Origin of the sequence: Mesorhizobium montanum, from assembly GCF_033977145.1 — a bacterium.
Classification (GTDB): domain Bacteria; phylum Pseudomonadota; class Alphaproteobacteria; order Rhizobiales; family Rhizobiaceae; genus Mesorhizobium; species Mesorhizobium montanum.
Genome location: NZ_JAVIJF010000022.1, coordinates 37,862 through 56,392, shown reverse-complemented (window position 1 = coordinate 56,392; position 18,531 = coordinate 37,862). Strand labels below are relative to the sequence as shown.

Annotated in this window: 18 protein-coding genes and 2 pseudogenes; 10 read left to right on the top strand and 10 right to left on the bottom strand. The window is 59.0% G+C overall.

Annotated elements, in window-relative coordinates; genetic code table 11:
- Window positions 1-4: 4 nt before the first annotated feature.
- From RFM68_RS26415 to darT, 4 genes are all read right to left on the bottom strand, one after another.
- Entirely contained in the window at window positions 5-688 is a 684-nt protein-coding gene (locus RFM68_RS26415; RefSeq protein WP_320235952.1) for a hypothetical protein, read from the bottom strand.
- A 68-nt stretch (window positions 689-756) separates the two neighbouring features.
- A complete protein-coding gene (locus tag RFM68_RS26410) occupies window positions 757-990 on the bottom strand; it encodes an RNA-binding protein (RefSeq protein ID WP_320235951.1) in 234 nt (77 codons plus the stop codon).
- On the bottom strand, window positions 990-2,069 hold the full coding sequence (gene darG / locus RFM68_RS26405) for a type II toxin-antitoxin system antitoxin DNA ADP-ribosyl glycohydrolase DarG (RefSeq protein ID WP_320235950.1): 1,080 nt from the start codon (window positions 2,067-2,069) through the stop codon (window positions 990-992). The genes RFM68_RS26410 and darG overlap by 1 nt, the downstream gene beginning before the upstream one ends.
- Window positions 2,069-2,701 (bottom strand): type II toxin-antitoxin system toxin DNA ADP-ribosyl transferase DarT, encoded by a 633-nt coding sequence (gene darT / locus RFM68_RS26400; RefSeq protein ID WP_320235949.1) that lies wholly within the window; start codon window positions 2,699-2,701, stop codon window positions 2,069-2,071. Before darT ends, darG begins: the two co-directional genes overlap by 1 nt.
- A 105-nt stretch (window positions 2,702-2,806) precedes the next feature.
- On the opposite strand from darT, the pseudogene RFM68_RS26395 reads away from it, so the two are divergent.
- Window positions 2,807-3,365: pseudogene (locus tag RFM68_RS26395) on the top strand (transposase); the annotation flags it as partial.
- A gap of 1,401 nt (window positions 3,366-4,766) precedes the next feature.
- Here the strand turns inward: RFM68_RS26395 and RFM68_RS26390 are convergent.
- Complete coding sequence (locus RFM68_RS26390) at window positions 4,767-4,922, bottom strand: hypothetical protein (RefSeq protein WP_320235948.1); 156 nt, start codon at window positions 4,920-4,922, stop codon at window positions 4,767-4,769.
- A gap of 597 nt (window positions 4,923-5,519) precedes the next feature.
- Window positions 5,520-5,768, bottom strand: coding sequence for a DUF6074 family protein (locus RFM68_RS26385; protein ID WP_320235947.1), 249 nt, complete (start codon window positions 5,766-5,768; stop codon window positions 5,520-5,522).
- Window positions 5,769-6,210: 442 nt separating this feature from the next.
- Between RFM68_RS26385 and RFM68_RS26380 the strand changes: the two genes are divergently transcribed.
- Window positions 6,211-6,462 (top strand): helix-turn-helix domain-containing protein, encoded by a 252-nt coding sequence (locus RFM68_RS26380; protein WP_320235946.1) that lies wholly within the window; start codon window positions 6,211-6,213, stop codon window positions 6,460-6,462.
- Between the two features lie 390 nt (window positions 6,463-6,852).
- Here the strand turns inward: RFM68_RS26380 and RFM68_RS26375 are convergent, their stop codons facing one another.
- From RFM68_RS26375 to RFM68_RS26365, 3 genes are all read right to left on the bottom strand, one after another.
- Window positions 6,853-7,827: a hypothetical protein gene (locus RFM68_RS26375; protein ID WP_320217240.1), complete on the bottom strand. Its 975-nt coding sequence runs from the start codon at window positions 7,825-7,827 to the stop codon at window positions 6,853-6,855.
- 249 nt (window positions 7,828-8,076) lie between these two features.
- Window positions 8,077-8,814, bottom strand: coding sequence for an AAA family ATPase (locus RFM68_RS26370; protein ID WP_320235945.1), 738 nt, complete (start codon window positions 8,812-8,814; stop codon window positions 8,077-8,079).
- 465 nt (window positions 8,815-9,279) lie between these two features.
- The gene (locus RFM68_RS26365) at window positions 9,280-9,435 is read right to left on the bottom strand and encodes a hypothetical protein (RefSeq protein WP_320229286.1); all 156 of its coding nucleotides are present in this window, start codon (window positions 9,433-9,435) and stop codon (window positions 9,280-9,282) included.
- A 328-nt stretch (window positions 9,436-9,763) separates the two neighbouring features.
- Here RFM68_RS26365 and RFM68_RS26360 point away from each other — a divergent pair, with 328 nt between their 5' ends.
- From RFM68_RS26360 to RFM68_RS26345, 4 genes are all read left to right on the top strand, one after another.
- Window positions 9,764-10,162 (top strand): hypothetical protein, encoded by a 399-nt coding sequence (locus tag RFM68_RS26360; RefSeq protein WP_320235944.1) that lies wholly within the window; start codon window positions 9,764-9,766, stop codon window positions 10,160-10,162.
- 333 nt (window positions 10,163-10,495) lie between these two features.
- A complete protein-coding gene (locus RFM68_RS26355) occupies window positions 10,496-11,725 on the top strand; it encodes a Fic family protein (RefSeq protein ID WP_320235943.1) in 1,230 nt (409 codons plus the stop codon).
- A gap of 737 nt (window positions 11,726-12,462) precedes the next feature.
- Window positions 12,463-12,882: a hypothetical protein gene (locus RFM68_RS26350; RefSeq protein WP_320235942.1), complete on the top strand. Its 420-nt coding sequence runs from the start codon at window positions 12,463-12,465 to the stop codon at window positions 12,880-12,882.
- A 68-nt stretch (window positions 12,883-12,950) separates the two neighbouring features.
- Entirely contained in the window at window positions 12,951-13,499 is a 549-nt protein-coding gene (locus tag RFM68_RS26345) for a DUF8462 domain-containing protein (protein WP_320235941.1), read from the top strand.
- 258 nt (window positions 13,500-13,757) lie between these two features.
- On the opposite strand, the pseudogene RFM68_RS26340 reads toward RFM68_RS26345, so the two are convergent.
- Window positions 13,758-13,940 (bottom strand): annotated as a pseudogene (locus RFM68_RS26340) (3-methyl-2-oxobutanoate hydroxymethyltransferase); the annotation flags it as partial.
- 168 nt (window positions 13,941-14,108) lie between these two features.
- Between RFM68_RS26340 and RFM68_RS26335 the strand changes: the two are divergent.
- From RFM68_RS26335 to nadC, 4 genes are all read left to right on the top strand, one after another.
- Window positions 14,109-15,077, top strand: a complete 969-nt coding sequence (locus tag RFM68_RS26335; protein ID WP_320229316.1) for an NUDIX hydrolase — start codon at window positions 14,109-14,111, stop codon at window positions 15,075-15,077.
- Window positions 15,078-15,141: 64 nt separating this feature from the next.
- Window positions 15,142-16,116: a quinolinate synthase NadA gene (gene nadA, locus RFM68_RS26330; RefSeq protein ID WP_320235940.1), complete on the top strand. Its 975-nt coding sequence runs from the start codon at window positions 15,142-15,144 to the stop codon at window positions 16,114-16,116.
- On the top strand, window positions 16,113-17,654 hold the full coding sequence (locus RFM68_RS26325; protein ID WP_320235939.1) for an L-aspartate oxidase: 1,542 nt from the start codon (window positions 16,113-16,115) through the stop codon (window positions 17,652-17,654). Before nadA ends, RFM68_RS26325 begins: the two co-directional genes overlap by 4 nt.
- On the top strand, window positions 17,654-18,508 hold the full coding sequence (gene nadC, locus RFM68_RS26320; protein ID WP_320235938.1) for a carboxylating nicotinate-nucleotide diphosphorylase: 855 nt from the start codon (window positions 17,654-17,656) through the stop codon (window positions 18,506-18,508). The genes RFM68_RS26325 and nadC overlap by 1 nt, the downstream gene beginning before the upstream one ends.
- Window positions 18,509-18,531 lie beyond the last annotated feature (23 nt).

Sequence of the window (18,531 nt, the reverse complement as noted above, 5' to 3'; positions counted from 1 at the left end):
ACTGCTATGCGCCTTTCTTCTTGGCGTCTTCTTCTAGCGCCTGAGCAACGTGGTCTTTCAAGCGCAGCACTTCCTTCGGGTCTGGCACCTTTGTAACGGCAGGCACTTCGGCGCCGCGTTTGGCCACTTCCTCCAACACGTTGATATGGCCAATCCAGGTATCAGTGTCGGGAGCCGGCGCACCCCAGCAGAGATGGCTAAGCTTTCCATCATGGGCCGCGCGAAACGTCAGCCACGCGTAAAGCTTGGGTATCTCGTGAACCAGCTTGTTGATGTCCTTGTCCTTCTCAGACCAGCTCAAGAGATCGGGTTGGATTGAGAGCCGCTTATCCTGTCTACTCTCTGCTTCGTCCGGGAAGCCGTCGACATCATCGGTACGGACGACATGGCCGATTGCACCTGTAGCCGTAATCTCCAGCCAATGCCAATTCCCCTTCGGCATCGGCTTCATAGCCGTGACGAACGGGAGATCGCCACGGTTACAATACAAATCGATCTGGTAGGCGATTCCGACGCGGCGAACGTGCCCTCGGATGTCCCGGCCGATCACATTGTTCAGGAAGGATTCACCCTCAAAAAGATGCCCGGCCAAGAAACTTCCTTCTTGAACCGCGCGTGAGAGGAGAAGGTCACAAGACGGCGGAAAAGCTAGGCGCAAGCGCTCCTGAATTTCGGGAATGATGGGCATTGCCAAATTGGCTCCGATCTGATTCGTGCAAACCAGATTCCAAAAAATGGCGTTTCAGGTCAACTATGCTACCGACTTCCCCATCTCTTTTTTGCAGCGTCCCGTGCGATTTCCGCTCGGCGCTCTGGCGTCATATTGGCGGCGCGCTTCTTTCCGCCTTTCGAACCAAGCTCTTTCGCGGCAGCACTCTTGCCGTCGTCCGACGTGTCGTCGGTTTCCTCGCCAGTTGCAATGCGCATGACGCGGACGGCGTTGCCGATCACGTCGGCGGGGCGTTTCTGTCCTTTGGGTCCCGTGGGCATTAGCTTGCCTGCACCAAAGAGTTTTCCTTCAAGGCATCCAGGGCTATCTTGACGATGCGATCATCAAACAGCCGCAACTTGCGCTCAGCCGCATCTTCGCCACCGGGCCATTTGGGCAGAGCTTCCCTGATTTCGGCAACTTGGGGAGCAACCTTTTCGTGGTGCACCAACCAATCGACAGTCGCGAGCAACTCCATTCCTAAGGGAGACTCGAATCCGTCGATAAGCCTGCTTGTGGCCTCCAAAGCCGATCGATATGGCTTTGCCTCTGCGGTAGAAAAGTAGGCAGAAACGTGCTCCTTTCGCTCATCATCAAAATGAATTGGCTCAAAGGGGCCGGCATCACCAAGTCGCTTGTCGCAATGTAAATAGCTCCCATCCAAAGCATTCAACATGTGCTTCATCTTGTCCGAATACGGACCATATTTATTTGCTCCAAATTCGAATTTCATTGCATCCAAACCTTCTCGGTTCGCGAATCGCTCTACGAAATAGCCAAGCTTCTGGACTTCAAGCAAAGAGCACTGGATTCCAAGAATACAATATCTCCTGACAAGTTCCGCTATCAGCGCTCGCGCTGGAGTCAACTTATCTACGCCAGTACGTTTGGCCACATTCTGGTATTGGTGAGTCGGTTCATAAACAACAACTTCAACATCTTTTAGAGGGTCAAGCTTAGAAAGGATGAGTTCACGAACCTCCTGCCACTCTAAGCCGCCGTTGCCAGCACCCAAAGGTGGAATTGCTATGGATTTGATGTTATTGCGCTTCAAGACCGCTTTAAGGTTGTCCAGGCCATTTGCTATCCATTCAATCTTGGATGGATACCGCCAGTGCGCCTTGGTAGGGAAGTTGATTATCCATTTCGGGCCATAGAGGTCGTTCCTCTCCGTAACGAACATCTCGCCAAGCCGCACGCGCTTGTCCTCACAAGCTGCTTCGTAAAGCTTGAAGTTTTCGGGGAATGCCTCCTTGAACATCAAGGCCACGCCCTTCCCCATCACGCCGACGGTGTTGACGGTGTTTACCAGAGCTTCAGTGTCAGCTTCGAGTAGGTTGCCACGGACAAATTTGACCATCAGAGGAACCATCTCCTTTCCGCCAAAACTTTCGCATTAGCGCCTGCTTTCGCGGCGGCTGCCTCGATCTCGGCCTTAGTTTCTGCGTCATAGCAAACGATGCCGAGCAGCGCATCGAGCGGAACGTGCTTATAGACCAGCGCTTCAGCCTGATATTTCTCGAACTTGTCAACGTCATCGCGTTTGAAATCGCGAGCTTGCAGGGTTGACCAAATGATCCAATTAAGATCGGCCAAATCGTCCGAGAACTGCGCCATCCTCAGATAGGCATGACGGTCGGTAAACACAAACGGAACTTCGAGCTTGGCCAAGTGACGCAGCGAAGACACGAGGATCAAGATATCCCGCATGGGGCGCTGCTTGATGCCGTTGTAACCCGTCTTGATATTGTAGAGCATCGGGCTGTAGGGCGTGAAATAGAACGGAACATAGTCGCTCAGAGTACCGCCTGGCCCGCTTGGCACTGCTTTTTCAGTGCGCTTTTGGATGAGCTCCGGGTTGCCGATCTCGATATATTTTTTACCTTCCATGGTGGCGCGGCAGTGGCAGCCATCGGCCAACACGGGTCCAATGTTGTCCCTGTGGACAATCCGGAAAATCAGCGCTTTCTCTGGGTTGAGGTCTTTGGACATGATTCGGCGTATGCTGCCATATGCTTAGCGGCAAGCACAGCCCGGAATGGTCCTCGTGACGACTCTGCTGACAAGATTTTCAAACTGAGACACTACCGCAACGATGTTGACTTCATCCTCGGCGTTGCGCCCGCCACGACCTTGCGCAAGCATGCCGCGGAGCTGGAGACCCGCACGATGGCGCGCCTTGAAGCGTCGGCAAGACGGGCAAGGTCCGCCGCTTCACGGAGTTCCTGGATGGGCCCGCCAGTTGGAGCCGCGTCGAGCACGTCATCGCGCGGGTCGAGGTCGGCGCCAAAGGTGCCGATACCCGCTTCATCGTCACCAACTTTGCCGGTGGCAAGGCCAAGGCACTCTACGAGGATGTCTATTGCCGGTGCGGCGCGGCCGAGAACCACATCAAGTCCTGGAAGATGCATCTCGCTGGCGACCGGACATCCTGCGCAAGAGCGACGGCTAACCAGTTCCGGCTGTTCCTGCATGCCGGCGCCTACTGGCTTATGCGGGGCCTGCGCGCCGCGATGCCGAAACGAGCTTTGCCGTCGCCCAATTCGACACGCTGCGATTGCGCCTCATCAAGATCGCCGCGCGTGCGATCGAGATGAAGACCCAAATTCGCCTGCACCTGCCGACATCCAGCCCGGACCAGCGCATCCTGCGCATCGTTCGTTTTGGGGCATCTGCGCCCCATCGTTTATGTCGCGAGTTGCGGGATGCGACTGAGGACGCTGACCGCAACCCGCAAAACCCCGCCTCCCATCACCGACGGATCAACCCGGCGCCCGACGAGGCTTGTCAAAACGTACCGCAATGGTGACCAGAGCGCCGCCTCAGGCCGCCGAAAGCTCACCGCCGTGCATCAAGCGGGCTAGGTGACGGTAGGTCTTCGAGGACCTCTGGATCGCCAATGCACAATGCCCCAAGTATACAACTTATCCAGTCTTCACCAACCAAGCTTTGTTCGGAGTAGTGTTTGTCAGCATCTTGGGGGACTGCTGGAGCTGGAGCGGTCATTATAATGGCCAACGCCGTGGCAGCAAGTATCGTTCGTGGCCAGTGAGACCGCAATTTCAGGAGACTCGAGCGCGCCACAGCGTCTTTTTCTGAGGTATGCATTTTTCGTTTTCCTTTTGGATCATCACGGATTTGAAGAGGATCTGGTGTTATGTGCCATTGGGAGAGCCGGCGAAGCAGATATTCATGTGGTCGAGTCATAAGTTCTCCTGAATGTTTGTTTTACGAGAACCCTTATGGCAGCCCTAGCTGACAGCCTGAAAGCGATCTGAGGGATAGCGATCCTGTCTGCCGATCGCAGCGAAATCCAACGGAGCTAGGGCGTCCCACGCGGGATGCGCAGCCTGTATTGCGTTCGGACGAATGTCATGTGAACTCCTGGGCTAAAGACTGCGCGACGAGCCATGTCGGAACACGTATCATGGCTATGAATATGCAATTGGCATGCCACCAAAAAGGTTGTGAGCAGCGACCACAATCCGGAGGAGTCACCCCTGGCCGGCTTGATCCTAACCCTTAGGATGTCTGGACCTGAACACAGATTGTCGTCTATCGGACGCGGACAAAATGCTGTGACCAACTGGGCACCGGGCTGACGCCAGAGTCCTCGGTTGAGAATTGCGCGCCTGGTAGCGGATTGGGCAACAGCGATCGCCGGGGCCGGTAGAATTGCGCAGCCGTGTGTTGCTGTGCGTGGCGGCAGAGGGCCGCAGGTGTGATCCGAGCGCTGAATGCTGGCGCCGTTCGCTGCATCCGGCGACCCATCTAGCGATCACTGATCGCGCGTGATCGAGGTCACAGTGAGAGGCGCGTGGTAGAGTTGAAAACCCAAATTCACCTGCACCTGACGACATCCTGCCCGGATCAGCGCATTTTGCGCATCGTCCTCAGTCGCATCCCGCAACTCGCGACATAAACGATGGGGCGCAGACGTCCCGGAACAAACCCGCTGACCTCAACCCGCAAACCCTCGCCTTCATCCACGACGGATCACCGCCGGCGCCTGATGAGGTTTGGGAAAACGCACCGCAAAGGAAACCAGATCGCCGCTTCAGGCCGCCGAAAGCTCATTGCCGTGCATCAAGCGGGCAAGCATTTGGCTAGAATGCAGCTTGTCGTTTTTGATATCCTGCATCGGTGCCGACATCGCCGGTATGAGTGTCATGCTCGAAAACGGCTCCGGCGATTTCGCAAAGCGCAAATGCACCGCGTCTTCCCCTCACGCGAATGGAGCCTACCGCGCCGAATCGGAGGCGTGAGGATCGATCACGATCGCCTCTTAGCCGCCCTACCCTTTTGCAATCAGGAGGAGCTTCCACAGCTCACTCGGCGGGTCGATACGAGATCGCAGATGGCAGTTGGCCAAACACCAAAACTGGCGCACCGATGGCAATCGGCTTTCCTCGCTGGAGGAAGTGCAAGGCCTCTCGCCAGGCGGAGGCGCATGCGATGCCTACACCCGCTGCCTGCTCGAGGATGTGATCGACGCATGGTCGGACAAGGCGTTGGGCGCGGCCTACCTCGACATTCCTAGAAGCGCGCCGGCAGCCTGGGCGGGGGCTTGGGGCGAGACTGCCGGCGCACGCCACTCACGAAGAGCGGCCCCTTTTTGCGGTTCCGACACCTATAGTCAACCCAGCAGCGTCCGGGTGCCCGCTGTGCTGTTGTAACAGCGGTGGATGTCGGCCGTGTCGGCCGATTGTGGCTGGTGGGTCGGGCCGCTCTGGCCCGGCCAATGTGAGCTCCAGCCAGTATCGCCTTGCCGAGCGCGCCGTCGGCAGTCCTTTGTCGCGAGCCGATGCTATCATGCAAGCGTCGCAGCACTCCGGATGGCTATATTGCTTAAGACTGCATGAAGAAGCGTTCCAACTTCCTGTTCGGCGAGCCTGGGTGAAATCCCTGATTCGGACAATTGAACGAGAATTTGCTTAGCGGTGTTGCGCCAGAAGGCATTCGCGTCTTCCCCGTTCTTGGATTCCAGGATCCGGGCGATACCTTCGACCAACTTCCGCCGCCGGTGCAGCGGAAAGGCGCTTATGTTCGAATCACACATCCATCACCTCACCCGTTGAGCCGGCGAGTTTGTATTGGCGGCTTAGAAAATCTGGTTAACAGCGCTTTTTTTGCCGGTGATCCGCAATGGAATAAAAGCGTCGGCCAGGCTCGGTGGACGGTGCCGCGATAGCACTGGAGACGGCGACAGGGGCGAGTTTCGAGTTCCTGTTCAAGAGGGCCATCAGCCATGATGAGCCGCTGGCCATAGGCGTGACGCGGGTACAGCCGACCAGGCCAGCTGAGGGCAGGCAGGTTCTTGGACTTGATCAGAATCGAGTGAACCGCCATATCCCGATCTGCCCGCCAATTTCAGGCGGCCCATTTCATGGACGAGGCCGACCGGGCCTATTCGACGTCCGTTTTTTTGAATTGCTAGAGCGCTAGGTCGGGGACAAGTCTACCGATTTATCAGGGCGCCCTTGGTCTTCTTGGAGGTGTCTATGAAGGATTCCCGCATTCCTGAACCGGTTTTGGTGGCTATGTCAGAGGGGGTGCACATAATTCGCGCTTTTCGTGAACACCTTGGATATTCGATCGAGGACCTGGCGGTGACGAGCGGGCTGGCCGCTGAGGAAATCCAAAACATCGAGTCGGGTCTGAGGTACAACAAGGGCTATCGGGACCGCATCGTGAGGTCGCTATCCCTACCTGTGGGAATTCTTGCGGAGGCAGACCTATTGGGCGCTACGTGACCGCCTGGTTGCGCGCCTCCGATCTCGGTCTCTGGCAGCCCGATCTGAGTCGGGATCGCCGACGAGGGAGGCCAGACCGAATTGTTGCAGCTCGAGGCAGGTGCAAAGCGCAAACTCGAGCAAGATCTGTGGATAAGGTTTTGTCAGCTCCCCAGAAAGCGGAGGAAAACCGGAGCTTCTAACAGATGATTGAGCTCCGTGACGCCGTTCCTCCTAGGCGCGTCGTCCGCGAGGGTGGACTGCCTAGACAGATGAAAATAGTTGCAATGGCACCATGTGGCGGAAAACGCCGTCCGTGGACGCCGATTGTTCCGGGATGGTGCCATTGCTTATCGGCCTACAGGCACTGGTCTTCGGTCTGGGAAAAGGTGTTTCGGGACTTCTTGGAAATCAGCGAATAACCGGCTCGCCGTGGAAGCGTCGCCGCGAAGGTGGCGAAACGCCGAACCCGACTTCCATCATCAGCCGCGGCGTGTGCGCCGGCACGGTGCCCATGTGAAAGCCGAACGGATCCTCGACGAAGCCAAGCCCCGCCTCTCCGATAAGGGTCACGGGGCTTTGCTCGCCATAGACGTCCAGGATCTCTTCCGCGGGGTGGCCGACGAGAAGCGTCAGCTGGTGCTTGAGCGCGCGGCGCCTGTGGCTGCCGCGGACATAGACATGCGGACCGGTGCCCTCGTCGACCGGCAGCAGGTAGAAGAAGAACTTCAACATTCGCCAGTCGTCGAGGTCGAAGTGGTATTTGCCGAGCGATGCCAGGTTCCTGTCGGCGTCTGAGGCCTGGCCGGTGGGGAAGCTCCACCAAACACGCGTGGTGATCAGTTTCGCCTGGCCACCGAGATAGTGTGCAGCGATATTCATGAGCAGCGGATCGTTTTGAACGGCGAGTGCCGCCTTGCAGCCGAGAATGCGCTCGAAATAGTGGCCGCTGAGTAACGGACGGCCGAATCGAGCCTCAGCCTCCGCATGATCCGCCGGCATGAATTCGAGACGGCGATCGAAATTGCCAAAGCAAGGTGTGCACCGGACGAAAGCTGCGATTTCCTCATGGATAAATTTCGGCAAAACGAGTCCGGAAAAAAGCCCATCCGACTGCAGCGCATCGACAACGTCCTGGCGATTGACGCCGACAAACATTGTTTCCCGGCCGTTCTGCGACGCTCGAACAGGCTTTGCACCACGCCAGTGCATTCTCCGTGCCGGCATAGTGCGGGCGAGCACGAACATCGGCAGCCACGCTGGATTCTCGCGAAGATCCGACAGATATGTCGGAATGCGTACGGCCATGCGACGTAGCATACTGCCGTTTCGCGCGATCGCCTCGAGACTAGTAGCGCCGGCCTTGTCGGTATTCGTAACGGTCATCAGGATCCTCAGGTATGAATGCACTTTCGACGAAGCATTGGTTCTCACTGCTTCGTCCCGTATTACCCAAGCCCGATTCCCGCAGCGGAAGAACGCTAACCGCGCGTCAAATTTTGTGCAACGCACAATTACCGCGCCGCGCAAATGCAGTTAGGTCACTGCGCGCTTTGCAATAAGCCTTGCGAAGCTGTCACCTTAATTACATCAGGAACTGTCCGGCATTAGGCAGCAAAGACCACCAATTGCACGTTAAGTGCCTGGTTTTCGGGCCAAATTCATGATGCCTAATTTGTGCAAGACTCGCTTGCGCAGCAGAAGGGTGTTAGGTTCGTCGATCAGGGTCCCGGTCTCTGTCAGGAGCAGATTGATGACGTTTTCGCGCAGGCTTGCATGCTGGTCGGAGAGGGTCAGGTAGTACGGCACGCCGCCGAAAATGGCGTAGGTCTCTGTGAGCTGCTCGGCGCTGTACTCCGGAAAGAACCCCGGAAGGTCGCGCAGGGGCAACTGCCGCACCTCCAGGCGCAGCGTCACGCGCCCGTAAAGCGGGTTCGTTTCCGCCAGCAGGTCCTCCATCTGAGCGACGGCAGAACCGCACAGGATGATCTTGAGGTTTCCCGCCCGTGCCGCCCCGGAGTCCCAGAACCGTTGGAGCACCGATAGTAAAGCGCTGTCCTGATCGACGAGGTACAGGACTTCGTCGATCGTGACCACAGTGCCCGGTTTGGCCTTGGCTGCTTCGGCTACGAAGTGGAAAATACTCTCCCAGTTGTCGAGCGACGCCAGGACGGGTGACGGGCCAAGAACCCGGGCCACCTCAAGCTTGAACTGTTCCATGTTCAGGACTGAGGAGACCCGCGTCGCCTGGAAATAGATTTCGTTGCGGCCGACGGCAGCTTGGCGCAGGAGCCTTGACTTGCCGATCCGGCGGCGGCCATAGGCGACGACGAGCGATGCCGAACGCTTGTCCAGTTCGCGTTCAGCAGCCATAGCTCCTTTCCCCTCCCGATAAAGTGGTCCATGGCCGTACGTTCGCTTTTATAATCACGATTATTATAATCTGGATTATAGAAGATATCCGGCGACACCGACACACTGGTCTGCGATAGACCATCCGACCTGCCGGACGTGCGTTGCGATTCCGTTGGTAGTCATCAGGGAGGGAGAGCCTTCAAGCAAACTTGGCCACGCAACGCCGCGGGGCCAGGAGGCGATCTCCCAGAGGAACTGCCTGTTTGTGGTCTTGCCGACGTGCCTCACGCGCCCGGCTTTCGTGAGCTGGGTCAAGAGGGCAGCTTACGCGACACCTGGTCGACGATCTCCGCTTCATTGCCCAGTCCAACTGCCTGCGAGAACTTCGCAGCGCATTCGGCTGTCGAAACCGGGCTTGCCGCGTCGCGGAGGATTCCGAGCACGGCCTGGCGCTGGTTCACGCCTCCCATCGACGCTTTCACCTCATCTGAGATCCCGGCGGTCCGGCCGGAACGGACGCGACCTAGCTGCCGTCGGCTCGTAACCGGGTTCGTAAATGGCAATGACCCTGTCGATGGAACTGACCTGCTCGCGCACCTCGGCCTGCAGTTTCGCCAATTCCTCAAGCCTGCTGGTCAATTCGGCTCGTTTCAGCTTCAACTCATACGCGACGCTCGTACCCCGATTTGTCTCGTTTCGACTTGAGACAAGGGTAAATGAGCTCGCTCAGGAGATTTGGTGGTTTTGCCACCTAATGCCGGAACTGTCTCTAGCCGCCACCCCGCTATTCGGTATCAACCGCCACCAGAAGTTTAATCCTTGATCTGATACCTCTGAAAGGAGGATTTCGGGGGCGAGATGGGCGTTTCAGACGAGTTGAAGAGCAAGCGTAGCGAGCTGGCAGGGCGTCCCCGCGGCTGGCGGCGGCCTTGCCGATCTGCAGGCGCAGATCGCGGCCGTCGACAAGGTGATCTCGATCTACGAGCCTGAATGGAGGCCGGAAGACCAGCCGCAGAAGCGCCGCGGCCGACCGCCGACGGCCATGAGCGCCAACGAGCTCGACAAGCTTATCGGTGGGACGAACAAGCGACAGATGACGCTGGAGATCCTGCGCACCGCCAGGCGGCCGCTGTCGACAGCCGAATGCGCCCAGGAATTTGCGGCGGAAGATCGCGAAGGATTGCTCTTCGTCAATCTGGACGAGGTGCTGGATCGGCATGTCCCGGCATTCCGGGGACATGAGAAAGTGCTGGCCGTCCTGGTATTTCACACCTCCGCGCCTCAGCGTCGTAATCGACGTAGACGAAACCCCAAGGCTCCGGACGCTCGAGAACCCTCGGAGTCAGGCGGGGCGTGGGAGAATTAGAGGCGCGGGCGTTCATGTTCAGGCTCCAGGGCCGGCGGTCGTCGATACGCATGGCAGTGCGGCGGCCTCGGGAGGCCGTCGAAACTCAGCGCCGTATGCGTATCCGCCTGAACATGAAGCGGGCCTTTAGCGGATCTCGTTTCAGGAGTCGATCGGAATTGGACAACTGAGGAACGATTTGCAGGGCATTCGATTAAGCCTCGCCCCACTCTCGCGGCATACAACTGCGATGCAGCAACGAAGATCGGCAACCATAATCGGCAACCTATTGCCTATTGCTGACGTAAGTGCCTTATATAAAAGGCAATTGGTATCTTTCAAGATCGGCAAAAAATGTTTGAAACGCCTGCTCGTATCGAGCCCTGCTTTTTCCAGGACACCATCCCGTCCGTCTTAGCGGACCTCACGGTAGAACTGCAGAGGGAGGCAGACAATTTGGGGCGCGGCTTCCATCCAGAATCGGCTGCGGAACTCGCCGACCTGGTTCGGATGATGAATTGCTACTACTCGAATCTGATCGAGGGTCACAACACCCGTCCCAAGGACATCGAAAAGGCACTCGCGGGTGCGGAGGTCGAGCCGGAACGGCGAGCATTAGCGCTCGAGGCCAAGGCGCACGTCATCGTCCAACGCAAAATCGATGAGATGTATTCCAAAGGAATTTTGCCGAGCCCGACATCGGTTGAGTTCATCACTTGGGTGCATCGTATGTTCTATCACGAGATGCCCGAAGAGTTCAGGTTCATGGAACGGCCAGATGGTTCGAAGGTCGAGATCGTTCCCGGCGAGTTCAGAAAGACTGCGAGCGACGACGTGGTTGTCGGAAGACACCAGCCACCCTCTTCAGATCGAGTCGAGGCCTTCATGGCACACTTCTCAAAGCGTTTTGCAGTGGCGGAAAAATGGGCGAGCACCCGTATCATTGCCATCGCTTCTGCTCACCATCGCTTCAACTATATCCACCCATTCCCTGACGGCAACGGCCGCGTGTCCCGGTTGATGTCGCATGCGATGGCGCTGAAAGCAGGCATCGGGGGAAATGGCTTGTGGTCGATTTCCAGAGGCTTGGCCCGCGGTCTTAAGGATCGAGGCGAATACAAACGGATGATGGACCACGCAGACAGCCCCCGTCGCGGAGACCTCGATGGTCGGGGCAATCTCTCGGAAGCAGCTCTCAAGGACTTTTGCGAGTGGTTCCTAACCGTGGCACTCGACCAAATACGCTTCTCCACAGCGATTTTCGACCTTGGTCGCCTGGAAGATCGGTACCGCCTACTCGTCAAGGACATCAGCGAAGACAAACGCGCGCCCGATCTCTTAGCTGCAGTCCTCAAACACGGATCACTTGAGCGCGGTGATGTTCATCTCGTTCTCAAGACATCGGAAAGAACGGCACGGAACACGATGTCAGCAATGGTTAGACAAGGCTTCCTAAAGTCCGAAACGCCCAAAGCCCCTGTCCGAATTGCTTTCCCGCTGGACTATCGCGAGAGACTCTTCCCGAATCTGTTCACCGATGCCGAATTGACTATACCCGATCCGCGACCCCTATCGCTCCGCTGACAGCGGCGGACGCGGCAACCTTGACTTGGTGGCGGTTGCTACCGAATAGCGCGATACCCATTAGGTGGCCGCTATGTTGGATGGGCGCAACGCACCCGATCGCGAAGATGGCCATCCGGATGAGCCCAGTCTTCTTGGACACGCCCTCGCCCGAACAGGGCAATGGCGATTCTCTTGATGGGATGCCGCCGCAAGCGAGCCATCCAAAACCTGGAGCACGCAGACACCCTCCGCGCAGTTCCGGCGGAAAGCAAACGGGTGCCAGCCGGCCGCTATCCTTAATGTCATTGAGGAACTGAAGCGCTATTCGGCACCAACCACCACTAACTCCCGGTTAACCTGTGCCTGATCCCCGGATCCGCCGTCGCGCGTCCCGTCAAGTGCTGACGCGCGCAGTCCGCAAGGGCCTGAGCGAAGCGTCCCTTGAGGACGACTGCATTAAGGATGGAGCGTCGTCTGCCACCCCGGGCGACTTCCAGCTGGCCGATCGCTAGTGAGCCCAGTTCCCGCAGCCGGCGTTATCTATCAAACTCTAAAAGAGACTAGCGTTTTCCACTAGACTCCTATCTATCGGTAGACTTTGTTCTGGAGACCCCGACGGATCCGTTCGCTAATCCGTTTGCACCCGGCGCAGGAAGCCGTCCCCCCGAACTTGCCGGTCGCGACGCGATCCTTGAAGCCGCCAAGATCTCCTGCGGACGCGCGATCAATGGGCGGTCAGGCCGTTCGCTCATACTTTGGGCCTTCACGGCACCGGCAACACGGTTCTCCTGAGCGAGATCGGCCGGATCGCCGAGGCCGAAGGCCTTCTTGTTACGAAGGTCGAGGCTCCCGAAGAACCAATCTCGCGAACCTTCTTCTATCCTGAAATGCGCAAGGTATCTCGTTCGCTTTCCGGCACCGAAGCGGCAAAGCATTTCGCCTCGCGCGCCCTCGGCTGCTTGCGCAACTTCGCCTCCGTATTCAACATAGAGGTCGCCGGCGTGAATGTCGGCGTCGACCCGACGCCCGAGCCGGGCCTTGCCGAAAGCGGTGATATACAGCACGACCTTCCCGATCTATTCGGCCAGATCGGTCGTGCCGCCCAAGCTGCTAACAAGGGCTGGGTTCTTCTGATGAAGTGCAATATATTTCGCAAAAAGATTTATCCGGCCTGATCGTCGCTCTTCATCGCATGTCCCAGGATGGGTTGCCCATCGTCTTCGTTGGCGCAGGATTGCCCCAGGTGGCGCGTCTTGCCGGCGACGCGAAATCCTACGCAGAACGGCTCTTCAGCTATCCTGCCGTCGGCGCACTCGATAAGGAGGCTGCCTCGAAGGCGATCGAGAAGCCGATCAATGATCAAAAGGCGACCATCTCCCAAGAGGCGCTGACGACCGTCTTCGACATGACAAAGGGCTATCCGTTCTTTCTCCAGGAACTCGCCTCCTTCTCCTGGAACAACGCGCAGGGCCCGCAGATCAACGAGAACGATGTCCAAGCATCTTACACGGAAACGATCAAATCCCTGGACGACGGCTTCTTCCGCGTCCGTCTGGATCGTCTGACCAAGGCCGAGGTCCAATTCGTCACGTCGATGGCGGCCCTCGGCAACGGCCCCTATCCCGTCTCTGACATCGCGAAGGCGATGGGCCGAACGCAGAAGTCCATTGGTCCAGCCCGCGCGAGCATCATCTTTAAGGGGATGATCTACAGCACCGATCACGGCTATCTCGACTTCACCGTTCCGCTTTTCGCCGATTTCATCAGGCGACATCGCATTTCGGGTGAGTGATTTTCAGAGCTGTCGTATGGAGATCCGAGCCATGGCGCTTATGCCAGAAGCGTGGCCGGGAATTGACCGCTGGGAGGAACCCCGATGTGTCGCGTTTAGCGACAACGGTTTGCGGTAAAGTTGGTGGCGGCAGCTACCTAATGCCGAACTGAAGGGCAGCGACACGCGTTTGGCATCCGCAATCAGCTATGCCGAACGGCCAAGAACCGATTGCCACAGTACCAGTCCGCTCAGGCGCCGCCTGTGGCACACAAGGGTCGTTTGCGGAGCGCCGCGCAGGACCATGCCGACGCTGTCGCCGATAAGAACGATGTCGCAATGTCGATCGACCAGTTTTGCAATCGGCATCGTATAGGCCGTCAGCCAGACGACGGGGGACGCACCCTTACGCGCCTGGATATCGGGCGGTGTAATCGCCTTCGAACCACCAGCAGTGCTCAAGTGCCTCCTTCCCCTGCGCCACCCCCCGCAGGTGTCGCGTTTGGCACGTCTTTATGCAAGTGCGAAGAGCTAAAAAAAGCCGTGCGGCTGCGCGATGTTGACGTGCGGACAGCTGCGCTTAAATTAAATCGATTCAGGCGCCGTAACCAACCAACCACTTTCGCGAACATGGACGATCAAGAAACAGGAGCCAGCAAAGACCGAGCCGCCGTCACGGGCGATGAAGTCAAAGTGGACCTGATCGCCTTTGTCGTCGCCGTAAACGACGGTGAACCCTGTGTCCTCACCATCGGGCAGGCGGACACTCTGCCTTCCGGACCATTTGCGCTTGAGCACAGATCGCTGCAATCCGGGTTGAGGGGCTGGGTTGAGCAGCAGACCGGCCATCCGCTGGGCTATATTGAGCAGCTCTACACTTTCGCTGACCGGGACCGCGTCGGCGCCGAGCGTCGGCAGCGCGCCATCTCCATCAGCTATCTCGCACTGACTCGCATGGAAAAGGCATCGGGCTCGCCCAAGTGCGGCTGGCGAAGCTGGTATGAATATTTTCCATGGGAGGACCACCGCTCCGGCACGCCGCCGGTGCTGCTGGACGTCCTGCGACCGCGCCTGATTGAATGGGCAAACAGCGTGGGCGACGCGGCCATGCGACGCGAACGTCGGCAACGGGCGGCGATGGCCTTCGGCTTTGACGACCGCCATTGGAACGAGGAACTCACGCTTCAACGCTATGAGTTAGTCTACGAAGCAGGCCTGGTCCAAGAGGCCGGGAGCGGACGCGACACCACGAGGGCCTCGCTGGTGCCCAGCAAGCCCATGGTCGCCGATCATCGGCGCATCGTGGCGACGGGCATTGCGAGACTGCGCTCGAAGATCAAATACCGGCCGGTCGTCTTTGAGCTGATGCCGCAGTCTTTCACACTGCTCCAGCTGCAACGAACCGTCGAAGCGCTCGCCGGCAGGCTAATCAACAAGCCGAACTTTCGTCGCCTCATAGAGCAGCAGGAGCTGGTCGAGGAGACTGGAGAGACTTCTGTCGACACGGGCGGGCGACCGGCAAGGCTCTATCGCTTCCGGCACGCGGTCCTCGACGAAACGGCGATAGTCGGCACAAAATTGCCGGTCGCTCGGGGTTGACACTCTTATAGTCGACATAGATATATATCCCTTATAGTCAAACGGATTATAATTGGAGGCGCCGATGAGCGGGGCGTTACCTTCGGCCGCGTCTCTGTATCGGCGCGTCTGGCGCGTTATCCCACCGGGGGAATGGGCGGCTTTCAGCGATGACATCGAGGCCATTCTGACGCTCAAACGCGAGCGCAATGCCGTCATCCTGGCTCACAACTATCAAACACCCGAGATCTTCCACTGCATTGCCGACATCGTCGGCGACAGCTTGGCGCTGGCCCGCAAGGCCATGACGGTCGAGGCGAAAGTCATCGTGCTGGCCGGGGTGCATTTCATGGCCGAAACGGCCAAGCTCCTTAATCCGGACAAGATCGTGCTCATTCCGGATCTCGACGCCGGTTGCTCGCTGGCTGATTCGATCACGGCACAAGACGTGCGCTTGATGCGCCAGCGTTATCCCGGCGTGCCGATCGTCACCTATGTCAACACGTCGGCCGAAGTGAAAGCCGAATCGGATATCTGCTGTACATCGGGCAATGCCAAGGCGGTCGTCGAATCCCTTGGCGTCCCTCGGGTGATCATGCTGCCGGACGAATATCTGGCCCAGAACATCGCCGCGCAGACCGACGTCGAGATCATCGCCTGGAAAGGCCATTGCGAGGTGCATGAGCGCTTCACGCCGGCCGATATTCGCGAATTGCGCGAAAACCATCCCGGCGTGACGGTGCTGGCCCATCCCGAATGCCCGCCCGACGTGGTGGCCGAGGCCGATTTTTCCGGCTCGACCGCAGCCATGTCCGACTATGTCGAACGGCAAAAGCCGCCACGTGTCGTGCTGATGACGGAATGCTCGATGAGTGACAACGTCGCGTTAGCGCACCCGGATGTCGAGTTCATCCGGCCCTGCAATTTGTGCCCGCACATGAAGCGGATCACGCTTGGCAACATCCGCATGGCGCTCGAGCAGAACCGCCATGTCGTCACCATTGAGCCCGGGATCGCGGGGCGCGCCCGACTCGCAGTCGAACGGATGCTGGCAATTTGAACCCCGATGTCCGCAGCTTCTTCGGGCGGCCCATCATCATCGGGGGCGGCATCGCCGGATTGATGACCGCGCTTCAATTGGCGCCGGAGCCGGTGCTTATTTTGTCCAGGACGCTTCTGGGAGCCGACACTTCGAGTACCTCGGCTCAGGGGGGGCTGGCTGCGAGTTTCGGCCATGACGATCATCCGACACTGCACCTGGCTGATACGCTCGCCGCCGGCGACGGGCTTTGCGATACGGATATGGCGAACCGCATCCTTCAGGCCGCGCCTAGCGCGATCGAGGGGCTTGCGCGCTTTGGGGTCCGCTTCGACCGTACGCTAAAAGGACCCCTGTGCCTCGGATTAGAGGCCGCACACAGCCGGCGTCGCATCGTCCATGCTCATGGCGACGGCAGCGGGCGTGAGATCATGCGCGCACTGATTGATGCCGTGCGCTCCACCCCCTCGATCGTTGTCGTGGAGGGCGTGGAAGCGCGCCGACTAGCGGTCAGGGGGAATGCGATCCGAGGCGTCTGGGCGAGCTGTGCGCTAGGACCTGTCTTCTTCGGCTCACGGCGGGTCGTCCTTGCCACCGGTGGGATCGGCGGGCTATTTCTCGACACCACCAATCCTTCGGGCAGTTGCGGACAGGGCCTGGTACTTGCGGCTCGCGCGGGAGCTGTCCTTGCCGACCTCGAGTTCATCCAGTTCCACCCGACCGCGCTTGAGGGTCCCGAACGCCCCATGGCGCTGGTCAGCGAGGCTGTCCGCGGCGAAGGCGCCACCCTGATCGACGAGACAGGCCGGCGCTTCCTCGATGGCGTTCCGGGCGCCGAACTCGCGCCTCGCGACGTCGTGGCGCGCGCAGTCTGGAGTCATCTGGCAGGTGGCCATCAAGTCTTCCTCGACGCGCGGAAACGGCCTGGCCCGGAATTTGTTCGACACTTCCCGACAATCGCATGTGCCTGTCGTGGACTGGGGATTGATCCCGTGCACGATCTCATTCCCATTCGTCCTGCCCAGCACTATCACATGGGTGGCGTTGCCGTGGACGCCTCGGGCAGGACGTCGGTCAAGGGGTTGTGGGCCTGTGGCGAGGCCGCCTCGACCGGACTGCACGGCGCCAACAGGCTCGCCAGCAATTCCTTGACCGAGGCCGTCGTATGCGCGCGCTGGGTCGCTGAAAGCGTGGGCGGAACGCCTGCTCGCAGAACAAAGCCAGTGTTTGCGGACGATTACCCATCGCCCGATCCGGTACCCGCACGTCCTTTCGTGTCGCGCGCACTCGGTATCGTGCGCAATGGCGAAGCTTTGAAAGCAGCCGCACGGGCGTTGTTGCCGCTCGCTGAACGCGAGGACGCGGCATCGGATCCGGCGGCTGTCGGTCTGATGCTTGCTATTTCAGCCTTGCGGCGCCGAGAGAGCCGCGGCGCTCATTACCGCGAGGACTTTCCCCATCATGCGGCTGTTGCGCGTCGTTCCGAGATCACCCTCGAAGCCGCTCTCGCCGCGGCTCGGGAACTGGCGCACTCGCCAACGCTGGAAAGCGCCACCTGATGAGCCTGTTACCACTTCCCGCAATCATGCTCGAGCCGCTGGTTCGGTCCGCCCTTCTCGAAGACCTGGGCAGAGCCGGTGACGTCACCAGCGAGGCGACCGTAGCGAAGTATCATCACGCCACGACCGTGCTGGCCGCACGCCAGCCCGGGGTTGTCGCCGGGCTCGATCTGGTGAGCCTCGCGTTCAGGTTGATCGACCAAAATATCAAGATAGATGTGAACCGAGCAGACGGCAGCAAAGTTGCGCAAGGGGAGATAATTGCATCGGTGAGTGGCCCGACCCGGGCTATTCTCACCGCTGAAAGGACGGCGCTGAATTTCCTGTGCCATTTGAGTGGCATTGCCACGGCAACCGCATCGATTGTTGCAGCGGTTTGCGAGCACCGCGCCAAGATCACCTGCACCCGCAAGACGACGCCCGGGTTGCGGGCTGTCGAAAAGTACGCCGTGCGCGCTGGCGGCGGCGCCAATCACCGCTTCGGCCTCGACGACGCCATCCTGATCAAGGACAATCACATCATGGCTGCCGGCGGCATCCGCTCTGCCATCAAACGCGCGCGAGAGAGCGTCGGCCACCTCGTCAAGATCGAAGTCGAGGTCGACACGCTTGCCCAATTGGAAGAAGCCCTCTCGCTTGTGCCAGACGCTGTCTTGCTCGACAACATGTCGCTCGATGAGCTTCGCCAGGCGGTGGCCATGGTCGCCAGCCGGGCGATCACGGAGGCGTCGGGCCGGATCACGCCTGTGACGGCGCCAGCCATCGCGGCCACTGGCATCGATCTTATCTCCGTCGGCTGGTTGACCCACAGCGCGCCAATTCTCGACATCGGACTGGACTATTACGCGCCGTGATCGGCCAACGAATCGACAGTCAT